Raw genomic sequence first — 14,390 nt, forward strand, 5'->3', positions numbered from 1 at the left:
CTGACCGCCTGACCGCCTGAGCGCGGGGCACCACTCCCGGGCGGTGACGCGCGGGGGCCGGCGTTCGGGGGCCGTGCCCGCCGTTCGGTCCGGAGCGCACAGGAAGTCGGCGGGGTCGACTTCCTGTGCGTCGGCTCGGGGGCAGGGGTGTCGCGCGCCCGGTCAGACCGGCAGGTCCCAGCCCGGACCGTCCGCGCTGCCGAGCCAGACCCGTTGCCCCGCCGCCGAGACGGTGATGCCGAAGGCGTCCTGCTGCGGCTCGCCCGCGCCCTGCCAGGCCTCGATGGCGGTTTCCACCCGGTCCCACAGGCGCAGTGGTCCGCGCTGGACCACGGTCCAGCCGCCTGCGGCGTCGGGCACGGTCCGGGCCTGCGATCCGGTGGCCACGTCCGAGAGGATCTGATTCCCGCCGCTTCCCATCCGTTCGGCCGAGGGCGCCGCGAGCTGCGCGACCCAGCTTCCGGTCCACGTGTCGAGCTTCGCCGGGTCGATCCGGCTCGCGCGTTCTTCTCCGGGGAGTAGGGCGAGAACCGGGCGGGGCGGGCGGTCGTGGGGGCGGGCGATCATGAAGCTCGTGTAGCCGGGCAGGAACCTGCCGGTGGCCTCACCAGGGCCGGTGACGTCGAGCAGTGCCAGGGCGTTGGCGTAGCTCCACCCGGACAGGGTGACCAGGATCCGCCCGCCCGGCTCGACCTGGCGGAGCCAGGCCATCGGCAGGTACCGGACCGAGCACGTCGCGATGAGCCGGTCGAACGGGCCGCCCTCCGGGTCGCCGTCGAGACCGTCGCCGGTGAGCAGGCGCGGGGCGTAGCCGGCGGCCCGGAGTGCGGAAGCGGCGCGCGCGGCCACCAGGGGGTCGTACTCGATGCTGGTGATGTTCCGGTCGCCGAGGCGGTGGGCACCGAGGGCGGTGGAGTAGCCGGTTCCCGTGCCGACTTCGAGCACCCGGTGACCGGCGTCCGCGCCGAGCCGCTGCCACATGTCCAGCACGAGCGAGGGCAGCGTGGAGGACGACGAGGGCGCCCCGGTCACCGACTGCTCTCCGGCGTCCTCCGGGCTTGTGCGACCGTCGAGTTGGGTGATGAGGGTCTGATCCGTGTAGACCCCCTCCAGCCACCCGGGGTCAGCGGGGTGCACGGTTCGGTAGCCGGTCGGGGTGCTGCCCTCGATCGGGACGAAGTAGCTGCCGGCGAACAGTTCGCGCGGTACGGCGGTAGCGGCCTTGGCCCAGGCGGCGTCGGTGAGCGTGCCGTTCTCGGTGAGCCGCCCGACCAGGGCGGCGCGCAGGATGTCGGAGGTGGTCACTCGTCGTGGCCTCTTTCCAGTCGGTCCGCGATCGCGTGCGCGATCCGGTTGGTGATCCCGGTCGGCTGCCAAGCCCATTGCCCGTTGGGGTTGCACTCCAGGAAGTACCAGGTGCCGTCCGCGGTGACGGCGAAGTCGAAGGCGCCGAAGGCCAGTGCGAAGGTGGCGAGGTAGTGGGCGATGGACTCGGCGACCGGGGTGGGGACGTCGATCGGACTGCACCGCATCCGGTCCTGACGGTGTCGCCAGTCGAGATCCGGGCTGTCGATGCGGGCGCCGAACAGGCGGCTTCCGACGGCGGTCACCCGGGTGTCGAACACCTTGGGAACCTTGGCCTGGAAGAGGTGCGGACACGCCGCCACCGCCTCGGTGATCTCGGACCCGTCGACCTCGCGCACCCAGACGGCCCGGGCCTGCCCGTCGACCGAGTACGACGTGTTCCACAGCGGCTTGTACACCGCGCCGCCGTCGTGGCATGAGGTGAACTCCCGTGCCTCACGCGCGTCGTCGGTGATCAGTGTGTGGGGCACGTGGAATCCGCAGCGTTGCGCGGCGGCGAGCTGGGCCGGCTTGTACTCTGCCGCCCGGTTGGCCCAGGGATGGTTCAGGTAGTGCGCCCCGGGGAGGGAGGCCAGGATGCCGCCCGCGCCCCAGAACGCCTGCGAGGCGGCGAACCGGCGGTCCTGGCCGTCGAGGTCGGGCGGCCCCTCGTAGGGCGAGGGCCTGCGCACCCAGACGGAGCGAACGGCCGTGAGGTCCAGTTCCCGGCTCGACGTGCGGAGGGTGCCCCGCTGACCGCCCGTACGGTACGTGGCGGTCAGTGAGGCGGCCGTGAGCAGGTCGGTGCCGGGATCGAGACGGACCACGGGAACCCGGCGCTCGGCGAGCAGCCGCAGCACCGCGTCCGCCGTCACATCGGAGGAGTTGGTCAGTACCAGCACCGACCCGCTTCGGTCGTCCATCAGCCGGAGCTCTGGTCCTGGTCGTAGGACTCGGTGACGTCGCTGTCCGTGGACCCGCCCGGCTTGGCCCCGTCGCCGGGGCTGGTGTGGGTCGGCGTGACACCGCTCGTGCTGGTGCCGTGGCTGCCCAGCTCGACCGTTCGGCCGTTCTCGTCCACGATGACGGCGATCTGCGTCTCGGGGTCGATCACGGGCGTGAACGCGGGGAGCGTGGCAGTGGCCGCGTAGGGCCCCATCCTGCCGATGCCCCACGGCTTGGGCGTCTGCGTCATGTGTCCTCCTTGTAGCGGTATCCGGTTATTTCCGGCAACTCCGCTGCTGTGCGGAGTCGTTCATCGGCTCGCTGTGGGCGGGCGGTCGGGGTGGTGGGGGGAGCGGGAAGTCGGTGGGGTCGACTTCCTGTGTTCAGGGGGTGGTGGTGTGGGCGGCGGCGCGGGTGCGGCAGTGGGCGAGGGCGAGCCTGATACGGCCGTCCGGTGCCGGGGAGGTGGCGAGGAGTTCGCCGGCGGTCACGAGGGTGGCCCAGTAGGTGGTGGCGTCGCCGGTGCAGGGGAGGGGGTGGGCGGCGGCCAGGGAGAGGTAGGCGGTGGTCAGGTTGCCGGTGGTGAACCAGCGGTCGAGGCCGTGCTGGTGGCCGGGGCGGATGCCGCCCATGGCGTCGATGGCGGCGAGGAAGAGGTCGATGACCGCGCGGTCGGTGTCGGTGAGGGCGGCGGGGACGTCGAAGACACCGAGGGCTTCGAGGAGTTCACCGGTGTCGGCCTCGGAGTCGGGGCGGGGGTTGGCGAGGAGGGAGCCGTAGCAGTCGTCGAGGCGGCGAGCAGCCTCGGTGAGGGGGATGTCGAGGGCGAGGCACACGGCTCGGGCGGAGGGGAGGGGCTGGCGGGTCCGGCGGGCGAGGAGGGCGTAGGCCTGGGCGGGGGTTGCGCCGCGGGCGAGGGCGTGGCGGGCGAGGGTGAGGAGGGGAGGCTGCATCGGGGTGCGCTTTCAGACGGTGGCGAGGGCGGGCGCGATGAGCGCCCAGACGAACTTGCCGATGCCGCCCGAGCGGGGGCAGCAACCCCATCGCTCGGCCAGCTCGTTGACGAGGAAGAGCCCACGCCCGCGCTCCTCGTCGGTACCGGCGGTGTGGACGGAGGGTCGGCCGGCGCCGGCGTCGTGGACTTCGAGGCGGAGGAGGTCGCGGACGACGGAGAAGCGGACCTCGACGAGGCGGTCGGGCGGAGCGGAGGAGTGCTGGACGGCGTTGGCGACCAGCTCGCCGAGGAGGAGCTCGGCGGTGTCGGCGTAGTGGTCGCCGGTGGGCAGAGCCGTGAGGTAGGCCCGGAGCAGGTGTCGGGCGAACGGGGTGGATGCGGTGCGCGAGTCGAGCCGGGCGGCGAACGTGCGGGGGCGGCGGGAGACGAGCATGGGGTACCTCGAAGGGGCGGAAGGGCGGACGTCACGGGCATCGCTCCAATGCGTAATGATGCGACTACCCAGGGCGCTCACTGTGGCCTAGCATTGGCGATGCCTTCAACCTTTCGAGAGGGAAGGGAAAGTCGCTAACGATCATGAACCGCAAGGAACTTGACCCCGACTCCTCGCCCACCGCCAAGTTCGGTGTGCTCCTTCGCCAGGCCAGGGAGGGTAGGGGCTGGACGCAAGAGCAGCTGGGCGGACTCGTCGGGTACTCGGCCGTTCACATCTCCGCCGTGGAAACTGGTCGGAAGCCTCCAACCAGTCGATTCGCGAAAAGAATTGATGGTGCGTTCGAGACGGACCGATTCGAGCGGGAATGGCGGCAGTCGGGGCAGCGGGTTCTGTTCGAGGGCTTCGATCAGTACGCGGCGAAAGAGCGGGAATCCGTGGCGATCCGGATCTTCGAGCTGGACATGGTCCCTGGGATGCTCCAGCACCCTGACTACAGCGCCGCCTACGAGATGGCTCCCGTTCGGCGGGGTGAAGCCACACAGGAGCAGGCGGAGGAGCGGTTGAAGGTTCTGGCGGGACGCCAGCGTTTGCTCGACCGTCCTGTGACGGTTCATGTGGTCCTGGACGAATCGGCTCTGCGGCGGCAGATCGGCGGAAGGGCCGTCATGGCCAGCCAGTTGCGTCATCTGGAGGACCTGGCGGCGCGGCCCCATGTCATCCTCCAGGTCGCCCCGTGCACTCTTGGCGAGTCGCGCCCCTTCTCGCACTCGGTCACCTTGTTGACCCTGCCGACTCGCACGATGGTTGGGTACACCGAAACGCTCGGACGAGGCCTTCTCGAACGCGACTCCGAGGTCGTGGCCCGATGGGCCGGCCAGTACGATCGGCTTCAGGTCGACGCTCTCACCCGGCCGGATAGCGCGACCATGATCCGGGAGGCGCGGAAGGATTATGAACGGCATGCACGATGACCGCCCGGCTGACGCCGCGTGGCGAACGAGCTCCTACAGCAACGGGCAGGGTGGGTGCGTCGAGGTCGATGACTCGCGCCCTGGAACGGTGCGTGACTCCAAGGATCCTCACGGCCCGGCGCTCTCCTTCCCGGTCGACGCATGGCAGTCGTTCGTGGCCGCCGTCCGCTCCGGTGAGTTCGGCGACGTCTGACGGGAACCTGCACGTTGCCCGAGGCCCTGCTCCCCGTGGACGGGGAGCAGGGCCTTCTCCTGCTGCTTCGTCGGGTTGGTGTGGTGCGTGTGTTCTGCTGCCGTCGGGCCTTCGGCCCATGGGTGGCGGGGGCGGAGTGATCACTGACCCCCTCTGCCCGGAGCGCACACCAAGGGCGTTTGGAGCGGTAAGGCAGCGCTGTGACGGCCGAGTTGGCGTCCTACCATCAGCTGCAGACGCATGCTCATTCACAGGCGGACTCGGTGGCGGTGATCCGCGAGCTATGGAGGCAACTATGACCCTCGACTGGTTCAAGTCCAGCTACAGCAGCAATGGCGGGCAGTGCATCGAGGTGTCCGACAGCGTCCCCGGCACCGTTCCTGTGCGGGACTCCAAGGACCCGCATGGCCCGGTTCTCACTTTCCCTGCTGCGGCCTGGGAAGCATTCGTGGTGGCAGTCCGTGAAGGTGACGTGCCGGCATGGGTCTGACTGGCACGCTGACCTGGCGTAAGAGCTCGTTCAGCGCCCAGCAGGGACAATGTGTGGAGGTTGCAGTCGGCGACCCCTGTCAGGTGCCTGTCCGGGACTCCAAGGACCCTCACGGTCCCGTGCTCTCCTTCCCCGTCGGCGCATGGCAGTCCTTCGTGACCGCCGTTCGCTTCGGCGAGTTCGGCGACGTCTGACGCGTCGCGTGAGTGCCGTCGCGCTAGTAGGAATGTGTGGACGAACCCGATGGTGGAGGTGGCGGATCATGGCCAGGCGTGACTACGAGGACGATCCGGACGCCCCCGCGGCCAACTCCCTCGTCCCGGCGGCGTCCGTGGTCGTCGTCGACGATGCGGGCCGTGTCCTCCTCCAACGCCGCACCGACAACGGGATGTGGGCCCTGCCCGGCGGCACGATGGACATCGGTGAGTCGATCGCCGGGTGCGGCATCCGCGAGACGCGCGAGGAGACCGGAATCGACATCGAGATCACCGGGATCGTCGGCACCTACACCGACCCCCGCCACGTCTTCGCCTACGACGACGGCGAGGTCCGTCAGGAGTTCTCCGTCTGCCTCCTCGGGCGCCCGCTCGGCGGGGAGTTGCGGGTGTCCGACGAGTCCTACGAGGTGGCGTGGTTCGCCCCGGCGGAGACGGACGGTCTGCCGATGGTGTCGAACATCCGCAGGCGGTTGGCCGACTGGCGCTCGGGGGAGTTCCCCGTGGTGCGTTAGCCGGTTCGCGCCGTGAGGTTCGCGGGCCTCACTCCAGCATGCGTTCCGCGTCGTCGGGAACCCAGGGGAACGGGACGTCGGGCCACCGTGCGGCGGCCCAGGCATCGAGGTCCACGGCCATGACGGCGTCGACGAAGACCTGGGGCGGCCGGTAGCCGTGGGCGGTGATGTAGTGGGTGATCAGGAACGGAGCGGCGTAGGCGATGCCGGGCTCGCCCGGGATCCGCACCTCCCCGTTCCCTTCGGGAGCCACTTCCTCGGGGCACAGGCCGCAGTCGTGGAAGCCGCGGCAGACGTTCATCCACTGGACCTTCTGGACGGCTTCCAGCTTCTCGACGAAATGGCCGGGGACCGGCCCGGTCGCGTACGTTCGGTCGGACTCCAGCCAGCCGACATTCAGACGGGTGTATGTCGGCCGGTACCTGAGCGCGTAGAAGTTCGACCCGCTGTCCGTGAACGAGTCGTTGGCCTGGTAGCTGTACTCGCTGAGGTCTTCGTAGAACACCCGGGGAGTATCGTCGCCCCCGCCGATCCGTGCCTGCTATTTCCTGGCGTTGGTGCGCTTGGTGGGTTCTGCCGTGGTCGGGTCTTCGGGCCAGGGGTGGCGGGGGTAGCGACCCCTGAGGTCTGCTCGGACGGCGTGGTAGCCGTTGTGCCAGAAGTTCTCCAGATCACCGGTGATGGCGGCGGGGCGACCGGCGGGGGACAGCAACTGCACAGTGAGCGGGACGCGGCCGCCGGCCAGGGCCGGGGCCGCTGTCCAGCCGAAGAGCTCCTGCAACTTGACCGCCAGCACCGGGCGTTCGGTGCTGTAGTCGACCCGTATCTTCGAGCCGCTGGGCACGGTGATCCGCTCGGGGGCCAACTCGTCCAGGCGGCCGGCCTGTCCGCTCGCCCAGGGGAGCAGGCGCTGGAGTGCTGCCGTGGTGTCGATCCTCGCCAGGTCGGCGCGGCGGCGGGCGCGGGAGAGTTCGGGCTCCAGCCACTCCTCGGCGCGTTCCAGGAGGGCGGCATCGGCGACATCCGGCCACGGATCTCCGAGGGCGGCGCGGAGGAACGCCAGGCGTTCGCGGAGGTTGGACGGGAAGGTCAGCAGCTCGCTCACGCCCTCGCGGGCGAGGCCTTCGCGGATGGCGGCTCGAACGAGCGCCGGAGCAGGCCGGTCCAGCCGCTTCTCCGACAGTTCGATGGCGCCCAGCGATTCCACCCGGCGGGACACCACCTCGCCCCGCCGGGTGTCCCAGTGGACCTCCTCGCGGGTGTCGAGCAGTGCCGCACCGGCCTGCAGTGCGGTGTCCTCGTCCAACGCTGCAGCGTGCAGCACCCGCGCGGAGTGCGATCCCGCCGGGCGGTCGGCGACCGCGACGGCGAGCCACGGCAGCGCGCCGAGCCGGGTGTCGCGGGAGAGTTCGGCCGCCGTCCCCGAGGCCATCAGGTACGGGCTGCGCTCGCCGGGCGCCGGGCGTTCGACCCTCGCCCTCGCGATCCGCTCCGGGAACGCCAGGGCGACGATCAGCCCGACGGCGGTCGCATCGCCCAACGCCGTGGCGGGTTCGTCGCCCGCGGCGCGCTGCAGCCGGCGGACTTCGTCGCGCCAGCGCCCGGCGTAGGGGTCGCGGGAGTCCTTCACTCCGCGCCACACCGCGCCGAGGTCGTCCCCCAGCGCACGCGGCGGCTCCTCGGAGAGCAGGGCGACGACCTCGGCCGCCCGGCGGGCGCCCACCGCAGCGGCGCCGTCGACCAGGGCCCGCCCCAGCCGGGGGTGCAGCCCGGTGCGGGCGAGCCGTACGCCGCGCTCCGTTGCCCGCCCATCGACGGAAACGGCCCCGAGGGCGAGCAGGGTGTCCCGGGCGGCGGCCATCGCGCCCGCCGGGGGCCGGTCGGGCAGGGCCAGGTCGGTGGCGTCCGGGTCTCCCCAGCAGGCGGCCTGGAGGGCGAACGACGTGAGGTCGGCGAGGGCGATCTCGGGGGTGGGGAACCGTGCGGCGCGGGCGTCCTCGGCCTCGTGCCAGCAGCGGTACACGGTGCCCGGGGCCTCGCGCCCGGCCCGTCCGGCGCGCTGGCGGGCGGCGGCGAGCGAGGCCCGGACGGTGACGAGCCCCGCGAGTCCCCGGGCGTGGTCGGTGCGGGGTTCGCGGGCGAGCCCGGCGTCGACGACGACGCGTACGCCGGGCACGGTGAGGGAGGATTCGGCGACGGCGGTGGCCAGCACCACCCGGCGGCCCTCGGCCGGGGTGAGGGCGGCGTCCTGGACGGCCTGCGGGGCGCGCCCGTGCAGCTGCAGCACGTCTGCCGCGACCCCGCCCAACTGTCCGGCGACCCGGGCGATCTCGCCGACGCCGGGCAGGAAGCAGAGGACGTCGCCCTCGCGCTCGCTCAGCGCCCGCCGTACGACGGCCGCGACGTGGTCGAGCAGGGCCGGGTCGACCCGGGTGCCGTGTGCGGGCCGGACGGCGCGCGGCGGGGGCGCCCAGAGGACGTCCACCGGGTGGGAGACCCCGTGCGCCTCCACCACGGGGGCGCCGCCGAGGAGTTCGGCCCAGGCCTCGGTGTCGGAGGTGGCCGAGGCGCAGACCAGCCCGAGTTCGGGCCGCAGTGCCGCCCGGACGTCCAGCAGGAAGGCGAGTGCCGTGTCGGCGTCCAGGTGCCGTTCGTGGCACTCGTCGAGGACGACGACGTCCACGCCGGGCAGTTCCTGGTCGCGCTGGAGCCGCTGCAGCAGCACGCCGGTGGTGACCACCTCGACGACCGTCTCCGGCCCGACCCGGCGCTCGCCGCGCACGGTGTAGCCGACTTCGCGGCCCACGGCGGATCCGAGCAGCCAGGCCATCCGCCGGGCGGCGGCGCGGACGGCGAGCCGGCGCGGTTCGGCGACCAGCACCCGGCGCACCGGCCGGCCGTCGCCGAGCAGTCCGGCCAGGGCGAGCGGCACCAGGGTGGTCTTGCCGGTGCCGGGCGGGGCGGCGAGGACGGCGGTGCCGTGTCCGGCGAGGGCGTCGTGCAGTGCGGGCAGGGCGGTGCGGACGGGCAGGTCGTGCCAGGCCGGGGTCACGTGCGTCAGCCCCGCTCCGTGACGAAGATCGCCGTGCCGGGGATCAGCCGCCCGCGCAGCGGGGACCAGCCGCCCCACTCCTGTTCCAGGCCGGCCGGCCACTCGGGCTCGACCAGGTCCAGCAGGCGGAAGCCCGCGCCGACGAGTTCGCGGACCCGGTCGCCGACGGTCCGGTGGTGCTCGACGTAGGTGGCGTGGCCCTGCTCGTCCTGCTCGACGTAGGGGGTGCGGTCGAAGTAGGAGGACATCGCGGTGAGGCCCTCGACGCCCGGCTCGTCCGGGAAGGCCCAGCGGATCGGGTGGGTCACCGAGAACACCCAGCGCCCGCCGGGCCGCAGCACCCGGTGCACCTCGCGCATCAGGGCGGCGGTGTCGGCGCTGAACGGGACGGCGCCGTAGGCGGAGCAGGCGAGGTCGAAGGCGCTGTCGGCGAAGGGGAGGACGGCGGCGTCGGCCTGGACGACCGGGACGGGGACGGCGCCGCGGCCGAGGTCGATCCGGCGGGAGTGCTGGAGCTGGCGGTAGGAGATGTCGAGGGCGACGGGGCGGGCGCCGCGGCCGGCCAGCCAGCGGGAGCACTGGGCGGCGCCGGCGCCGATCTCCAGCACGTCCTTGCCGGCGACGTCGCCGAGCAGGTGGGTGTCGGCCTCGTCGAGGCCTTCGGGGCACCAGGTGAAGCGGTCGTCGCCGAGGAAGTCGCCGTGTTCGTCCTGGTACTCGTCGGCGTTGCGGTCCCACCAGTGCCGGCTGGCGCGGCTGCTCTCCCCGGTGCCCGCGTCGCGTCGGACCGCGTCGTCGTCGGCCTCCTCGGCGGATGCGTCAAGATCGTGGAGGTCTGACTGGGGGGTGGTGGCCACGGTGACAATGCCCATCGCGTAGGGTATGGAGTGCGGAAGCGCCGCTGCCGCGAACCGGCCCCGAGAGGGGTCCGGATCCTGGCGGTGGCATCCGGGGAAGGGCCCCTGCGGGCGCCGCCGTGAGGCGCGCAATCGGAGGATATGGCCTGATCCGTACCAGGCTCCACCGTCTTGACTCTCTTGGCGTTGACCGTGCCTGGCCGTCCCCGTATGCTACAAGTTGCGCTGCGGGCCTGCGCGCCTCAGACGGAGCAGGTCGCGCTCGCACCTGTCGAAGACCCCACGGTCGCAAGACGGACGCCGATTCCCGTTGTCACGGGAATGCCGGTGCGCCGTGCTCTTGGCTGTCCGGCTTTCGGTGGGAGCGATACGGGCCCTCCGCGTGGCATTACCTACGACTTTCATGTCCGTACCGGAGCCCTTTTCCTAATGACGAGCCCCACCGACTCCTCCCTCAGCACCACCCCGCAGGTCGCGGTCAACGACATCGGCGACGCGGAGGCCTTCCTCGCCGCCATCGACGAGACCATCAAGTACTTCAACGATGGCGACATCGTCGAGGGCGTCATCGTGAAGGTCGACCGTGACGAGGTCCTCCTCGACATCGGTTACAAGACCGAGGGCGTCATCCCGTCCCGCGAGCTCTCGATCAAGCACGACGTTGACCCGCACGAGGTCGTCGCCGTCGGTGACAACATCGAGGCCCTGGTTCTCCAGAAGGAGGACAAGGAGGGTCGTCTCATCCTGTCCAAGAAGCGCGCTCAGTACGAGCGTGCCTGGGGCACGATCGAGAAGATCAAGGAAGAGGACGGCATCGTCACCGGTACCGTCATCGAGGTCGTCAAGGGTGGTCTCATCCTCGACATCGGCCTCCGCGGCTTCCTCCCCGCCTCGCTGGTCGAGATGCGTCGCGTCCGCGACCTCCAGCCCTACGTGGGCAAGGAGCTCGAGGCCAAGATCATCGAGCTGGACAAGAACCGCAACAACGTGGTCCTGTCCCGCCGTGCCTGGCTGGAGCAGACCCAGAGCGAGGTCCGCCAGACCTTCCTCACCACCCTGCAGAAGGGCCAGGTGCGCTCCGGCGTCGTCTCCTCGATCGTCAACTTCGGTGCCTTCGTGGACCTGGGTGGCGTCGACGGCCTGGTGCACGTCTCCGAGCTGTCCTGGAAGCACATCGACCACCCGTCCGAGGTTGTCGAGGTCGGCCAGGAGGTCACCGTCGAGGTTCTCGACGTTGACATGGACCGCGAGCGCGTCTCCCTGTCGCTGAAGGCGACCCAGGAGGACCCGTGGCAGCAGTTCGCCCGTACGCACCAGATCGGTCAGGTCGTCCCGGGTAAGGTCACCAAGCTGGTTCCGTTCGGTGCGTTCGTCCGCGTGGACGAGGGCATCGAGGGTCTGGTCCACATCTCCGAGCTGGCCGAGCGCCACGTCGAGATCCCGGAGCAGGTCGTCCAGGTCGGCGACGAGATCTTCGTCAAGGTCATCGACATCGACCTGGAGCGTCGCCGCATCAGCCTGTCGCTGAAGCAGGCGAACGAGGCCCTGGGTGCCAACCCGGCCGAGGTCGAGTTCGACCCGACCCTGTACGGCATGGCCGCCTCGTACGACGACCAGGGCAACTACATCTACCCGGAGGGCTTCGACCCCGAGGCGAACGACTGGCTGCCCGGCTTCGAGAAGCAGCGCGAGGAGTGGGAGCGCCAGTACGCCGAGGCGCAGACCCGCTTCGAGCAGCACCAGGCCCAGGTCATCAAGAGCCGCGAGGCCGACGCCCAGGCTGCCGAGGAGGGTGGCGACGCCGTCGCCGCTGCCGCCGGTGGCTCCTACTCGTCCAGCAGCGACGAGGGCTCGGGCGCCCTGGCCTCCGACGAGGCCCTGGCCGCCCTGCGCGAGAAGCTGGCCGGTGGCCAGAGCTGAGGCTCTCGCTTCCCGCTAGCCGATAGCTAGCAGATGGGCCCCACCCGGAATTCCGGGTGGGGCCCATTTGGTTTTCCGCTTTGACTTATGTGTGTTTTATGTGAAGGAAAGTGTGAGATGGGGCTCATTGCCCTTCTATAGGTCGAAGTTCGGGTTCCGCCTACATTGAATGGAGCTGCCCGAAAGGCTCCTTCATGCGAAACCCCTCGTCCGACGCCCCCGTCACCCCCGCCGCCGTGGTCGGCGGCCGGCTCGCGGCCCTCGGCCGGTTCTGCTTCCGCCACCGCCGCTGGGTGCTCGGCTTCTGGGCCGTCGTCCTGGTCCTCGGTGTCCTGATCGGCGGCCGGGTCTTCGAAGGCTCGGTGGCGGGGGCCTCCTCCGCCAGCGCCGAGGCCGACCGGGGCAGTGCGGTGGTCACCGCGGCCGACCCGGTCAAGGGCACCGTCACCGCCGTGGTGGACGGGAAGCCGGTGGACGATCCGGCGGTGAAGGCCGCCGTCGAGAAGGCCACCGCCGAGATCTCCGCCCTGCCCGGGGTCTCCTCCAGCCTCGACGCCTACGGCCCCGGCCCGGCCCCGGCCGCGCTGCGCTCCGCCGACGGCACGGCGAGCCTGGTGACCGTCCGGATGGCCGACACCGCGACCACCGCCCAGACTGACGCCGTCACCGAGCGGCTCACCGCGCTGAACGGCGCGGGCGGCGCGCACGTGACCGTCGGCGGGGACCTGGTGCTGCAGGACGAGGTCAAGAAGCAGACCGAGAAGGACACCCGCTTCGGCGAGATGGTGACGCTGCCGCTCACGCTGGTCGTCATGGTGCTGGTCTTCGGCGGGCTGTCGGCGGCCTCGCTGCCGGTGATCGGGGCGGTCGCCTCGGTGGGCGGTGCGCTGCTGGCCATGTTCGGGTTCAGCCAGATCATGGACATCGACACCAGCGTGCTGCCGATCGCGACCGTGCTGGGGCTCGGGCTCTCGATCGACTACGCGCTGCTCATGGTGAATCGTTTCCGCGAGGAACGCGGCCACGGCGCGGGCATCGCCGCCGCCGTCGAGCGCACCGCGGCGACCGCCGGGCGCACCGTGGCCTTCTCCGGGCTGACCGTGGCCGTGGCGCTGTCCGGTCTGTTCGTCTTCACCAGCCCGGTGCTCGGGGCGGTGGCCGCCGCCGGAGTGAGCGTGGTGGTGATCGCCGTCGCCGCCGCGCTGACGCTGATCCCCGCGCTGCTCGGCTTCGCCGGCTCCCGGATCAAGACGCCCACCTCGCCCGTACCGGACGAGGGGTTCTTCAGCCGGACCGTCCGCCGGGTCCGCAAGCGGGCCGTGCTGGTCACGCTCGCCTCCGTGGCGCTGCTGATGGCGGCCGGGGCTCCGTTCCTCCACGCCGAGATGCGCAACTCGGGCGCCGCCGTGCTGCCCGCCTCCTCGGCGGGGCGGCAGGTCGCCGAGACCGTCGACCAGCGCTTCCCGCAGGTCTCGGCCGCGCCGATCACGGTGGTGGTCGAGGGCGGCGCGACGGTGGCGCAGGCGTACGCCGACGAGGTGGTCGCCAAGCTGCCCGGGGTGAGCGGGGTACGGGCGGTCAGCCCGGTGAGCGACGCCGTCTCCACCATCGACGTGCTGGTGAAGGGGGACCCGCAGGGCGGGCAGGCCAAGCACGTGGTCGAGGAGTTGCGGGCGGACCGCGGCGGGCTGAAGACCTACGTCACCGGCGGTGCGGCCTCGGTGGTCGACTTCCAGAAGGAACTGCTCTCGCGCGGGCCGTGGGCGCTGGGGCTGGTCGCGGCGGGCACGCTGGTGCTGCTGTTCCTGATGACCGGCTCGGTGGTGATGCCGGTCAAGGCGCTGCTGATGAACCTGCTGTCGCTGGGTGCCTCGCTCGGCGCGCTCACCCTGGTGTTCCAGGACGGGTACTTCAGCGGGCTGCTCGGGTTCAGTCCGACGGGCGGGCTAGAGACGTTCATCCCGGTGCTGGTCTTCGCCTTCGCCTTCGGGTTGTCGATGGACTACGAGGTGTTCCTGCTCGCCCGGATCAAGGAACTGCGGGACAAGGGGCACAGCTGCACCCGGTCGGTGGAGCTGGGCGTCCAGCGCAGCGGTCGGATCATCACCTCGGCGGCACTGCTGATGGTGATCGTCTTCGCCGGGTTCGCGCTCGGGGACATGCTGATGGTCAAGCAGATGGGCATCGCGCTGGCCGTCGCCGTCGCGGTGGACGCCACCCTGGTGCGCTGCCTCCTGGTGCCGGCCGCGATGAGCCTGTTCGGCGAGTTCAACTGGTGGGCGCCCGCTCCGCTGCGGCGACTGCACCGGCGCTTCGGGCTGAGCGAGCACGTCGAGCTGCCGGAGATCGAGCCGGCGGTGATCCCGGCGCCGCGGCCGGCGGCCGGCGAGCCGATGGGCACGGACCTGGTGAAGGCGTAGCTGTTCCGGCGCTCGTCCCTCGGCGTCCCCCGGTGGCCTGAGCCGCCGGGGGACGTCCGGTTTTCGGGGCGGGCGGC

The 14,390-nt window shown here is 71.3% G+C and carries 15 protein-coding genes; 7 read left to right on the plus strand and 8 right to left on the minus strand.

Annotation, left to right across the window (positions count from 1 at the left end; translation table 11 throughout):
• Positions 1-162 precede the first annotated feature (162 nt).
• From tgmC to ACIRST_RS23730, 5 genes are all read right to left on the minus strand, one after another.
• The gene (gene tgmC, locus ACIRST_RS23710) at positions 163-1,305 is read right to left on the minus strand and encodes an ATP-grasp peptide maturase system methyltransferase (protein WP_402804137.1); all 1,143 of its coding nucleotides are present in this window, start codon (positions 1,303-1,305) and stop codon (positions 163-165) included.
• Complete coding sequence (gene tgmB / locus ACIRST_RS23715) at positions 1,302-2,267, minus strand: ATP-grasp ribosomal peptide maturase (RefSeq protein WP_402804139.1); 966 nt, start codon at positions 2,265-2,267, stop codon at positions 1,302-1,304. Before tgmB ends, tgmC begins: the two co-directional genes overlap by 4 nt.
• Positions 2,267-2,539: a putative ATP-grasp-modified RiPP gene (gene tgmA, locus ACIRST_RS23720; protein WP_402804141.1), complete on the minus strand. Its 273-nt coding sequence runs from the start codon at positions 2,537-2,539 to the stop codon at positions 2,267-2,269. The genes tgmB and tgmA overlap by 1 nt, the downstream gene beginning before the upstream one ends.
• A gap of 133 nt (positions 2,540-2,672) precedes the next feature.
• Positions 2,673-3,242, minus strand: coding sequence for a hypothetical protein (locus tag ACIRST_RS23725; RefSeq protein WP_402804143.1), 570 nt, complete (start codon positions 3,240-3,242; stop codon positions 2,673-2,675).
• A 12-nt stretch (positions 3,243-3,254) separates the two neighbouring features.
• Positions 3,255-3,677, minus strand: a complete 423-nt coding sequence (locus ACIRST_RS23730) for an ATP-binding protein (RefSeq protein ID WP_402804145.1) — start codon at positions 3,675-3,677, stop codon at positions 3,255-3,257.
• Positions 3,678-3,820: 143 nt separating this feature from the next.
• Here ACIRST_RS23730 and ACIRST_RS23735 point away from each other — a divergent pair, with 143 nt between their 5' ends.
• The 5 genes from ACIRST_RS23735 to ACIRST_RS23755 all read left to right on the plus strand — a co-directional run bounded on the left by ACIRST_RS23735 (position 3,821) and on the right by ACIRST_RS23755 (position 6,064).
• The gene (locus ACIRST_RS23735) at positions 3,821-4,651 is read left to right on the plus strand and encodes a Scr1 family TA system antitoxin-like transcriptional regulator (protein ID WP_402804147.1); all 831 of its coding nucleotides are present in this window, start codon (positions 3,821-3,823) and stop codon (positions 4,649-4,651) included.
• Positions 4,641-4,844: a DUF397 domain-containing protein gene (locus ACIRST_RS23740; RefSeq protein WP_402804149.1), complete on the plus strand. Its 204-nt coding sequence runs from the start codon at positions 4,641-4,643 to the stop codon at positions 4,842-4,844. The genes ACIRST_RS23735 and ACIRST_RS23740 overlap by 11 nt, the downstream gene beginning before the upstream one ends.
• 295 nt (positions 4,845-5,139) lie before the next feature.
• Positions 5,140-5,334 (plus strand): DUF397 domain-containing protein, encoded by a 195-nt coding sequence (locus ACIRST_RS23745; RefSeq protein WP_402804151.1) that lies wholly within the window; start codon positions 5,140-5,142, stop codon positions 5,332-5,334.
• Positions 5,325-5,528: a DUF397 domain-containing protein gene (locus ACIRST_RS23750; RefSeq protein ID WP_402804153.1), complete on the plus strand. Its 204-nt coding sequence runs from the start codon at positions 5,325-5,327 to the stop codon at positions 5,526-5,528. Before ACIRST_RS23745 ends, ACIRST_RS23750 begins: the two co-directional genes overlap by 10 nt.
• Positions 5,529-5,596: 68 nt before the next feature.
• The gene (locus ACIRST_RS23755) at positions 5,597-6,064 is read left to right on the plus strand and encodes an NUDIX domain-containing protein (RefSeq protein ID WP_402804155.1); all 468 of its coding nucleotides are present in this window, start codon (positions 5,597-5,599) and stop codon (positions 6,062-6,064) included.
• Positions 6,065-6,092: 28 nt separating this feature from the next.
• On the opposite strand, the gene ACIRST_RS23760 is transcribed toward ACIRST_RS23755, so the two are convergent.
• The 3 genes from ACIRST_RS23760 to ACIRST_RS23770 are packed head-to-tail and all read right to left on the minus strand — an operon-like array spanning position 6,093 to position 9,988.
• Positions 6,093-6,569 (minus strand): hypothetical protein, encoded by a 477-nt coding sequence (locus ACIRST_RS23760; RefSeq protein WP_350523551.1) that lies wholly within the window; start codon positions 6,567-6,569, stop codon positions 6,093-6,095.
• Positions 6,570-6,605: 36 nt separating this feature from the next.
• Positions 6,606-9,116, minus strand: coding sequence for an ATP-dependent helicase HrpB (hrpB, locus tag ACIRST_RS23765; RefSeq protein ID WP_402804157.1), 2,511 nt, complete (start codon positions 9,114-9,116; stop codon positions 6,606-6,608).
• 5 nt (positions 9,117-9,121) lie between these two features.
• Positions 9,122-9,988, minus strand: coding sequence for a class I SAM-dependent methyltransferase (locus ACIRST_RS23770; protein ID WP_402804159.1), 867 nt, complete (start codon positions 9,986-9,988; stop codon positions 9,122-9,124).
• Positions 9,989-10,402: 414 nt separating this feature from the next.
• On the opposite strand from ACIRST_RS23770, the gene rpsA reads away from it, so the two are divergent.
• A complete protein-coding gene (rpsA, locus tag ACIRST_RS23775; protein ID WP_316520647.1) occupies positions 10,403-11,893 on the plus strand; it encodes a 30S ribosomal protein S1 in 1,491 nt (496 codons plus the stop codon).
• Positions 11,894-12,087: 194 nt separating this feature from the next.
• Entirely contained in the window at positions 12,088-14,313 is a 2,226-nt protein-coding gene (locus tag ACIRST_RS23780) for an MMPL family transporter (RefSeq protein WP_402804162.1), read from the plus strand.
• Positions 14,314-14,390 lie beyond the last annotated feature (77 nt).

The sequence above is a fragment of the Kitasatospora sp. NPDC101447 genome (assembly GCF_044767225.1).
Lineage (GTDB): Bacteria > Actinomycetota > Actinomycetes > Streptomycetales > Streptomycetaceae > Kitasatospora.

Excerpts from the sequence above, each read along its gene's own strand:
- tgmB (WP_402804139.1), bottom strand. The coding sequence starts at position 2,267 with ATGGACGACCGAAGCGGGTCGGTGCTGGTACTGACCAACTCCTCCGAT.
- tgmA (WP_402804141.1), bottom strand. The coding sequence starts at position 2,539 with ATGACGCAGACGCCCAAGCCGTGGGGCATCGGCAGGATGGGGCCCTAC.
- ACIRST_RS23725 (WP_402804143.1), bottom strand. The coding sequence starts at position 3,242 with ATGCAGCCTCCCCTCCTCACCCTCGCCCGCCACGCCCTCGCCCGCGGC.
- ACIRST_RS23730 (WP_402804145.1), bottom strand. The coding sequence starts at position 3,677 with ATGCTCGTCTCCCGCCGCCCCCGCACGTTCGCCGCCCGGCTCGACTCG.
- ACIRST_RS23735 (WP_402804147.1), top strand. The coding sequence starts at position 3,821 with ATGAACCGCAAGGAACTTGACCCCGACTCCTCGCCCACCGCCAAGTTC.
- ACIRST_RS23740 (WP_402804149.1), top strand. The coding sequence starts at position 4,641 with ATGCACGATGACCGCCCGGCTGACGCCGCGTGGCGAACGAGCTCCTAC.
- ACIRST_RS23745 (WP_402804151.1), top strand. The coding sequence starts at position 5,140 with ATGACCCTCGACTGGTTCAAGTCCAGCTACAGCAGCAATGGCGGGCAG.
- ACIRST_RS23750 (WP_402804153.1), top strand. The coding sequence starts at position 5,325 with ATGGGTCTGACTGGCACGCTGACCTGGCGTAAGAGCTCGTTCAGCGCC.
- ACIRST_RS23755 (WP_402804155.1), top strand. The coding sequence starts at position 5,597 with ATGGCCAGGCGTGACTACGAGGACGATCCGGACGCCCCCGCGGCCAAC.
- ACIRST_RS23770 (WP_402804159.1), bottom strand. The coding sequence starts at position 9,988 with ATGGGCATTGTCACCGTGGCCACCACCCCCCAGTCAGACCTCCACGAT.
- rpsA (WP_316520647.1), top strand. The coding sequence starts at position 10,403 with ATGACGAGCCCCACCGACTCCTCCCTCAGCACCACCCCGCAGGTCGCG.
- ACIRST_RS23780 (WP_402804162.1), top strand. The coding sequence starts at position 12,088 with ATGCGAAACCCCTCGTCCGACGCCCCCGTCACCCCCGCCGCCGTGGTC.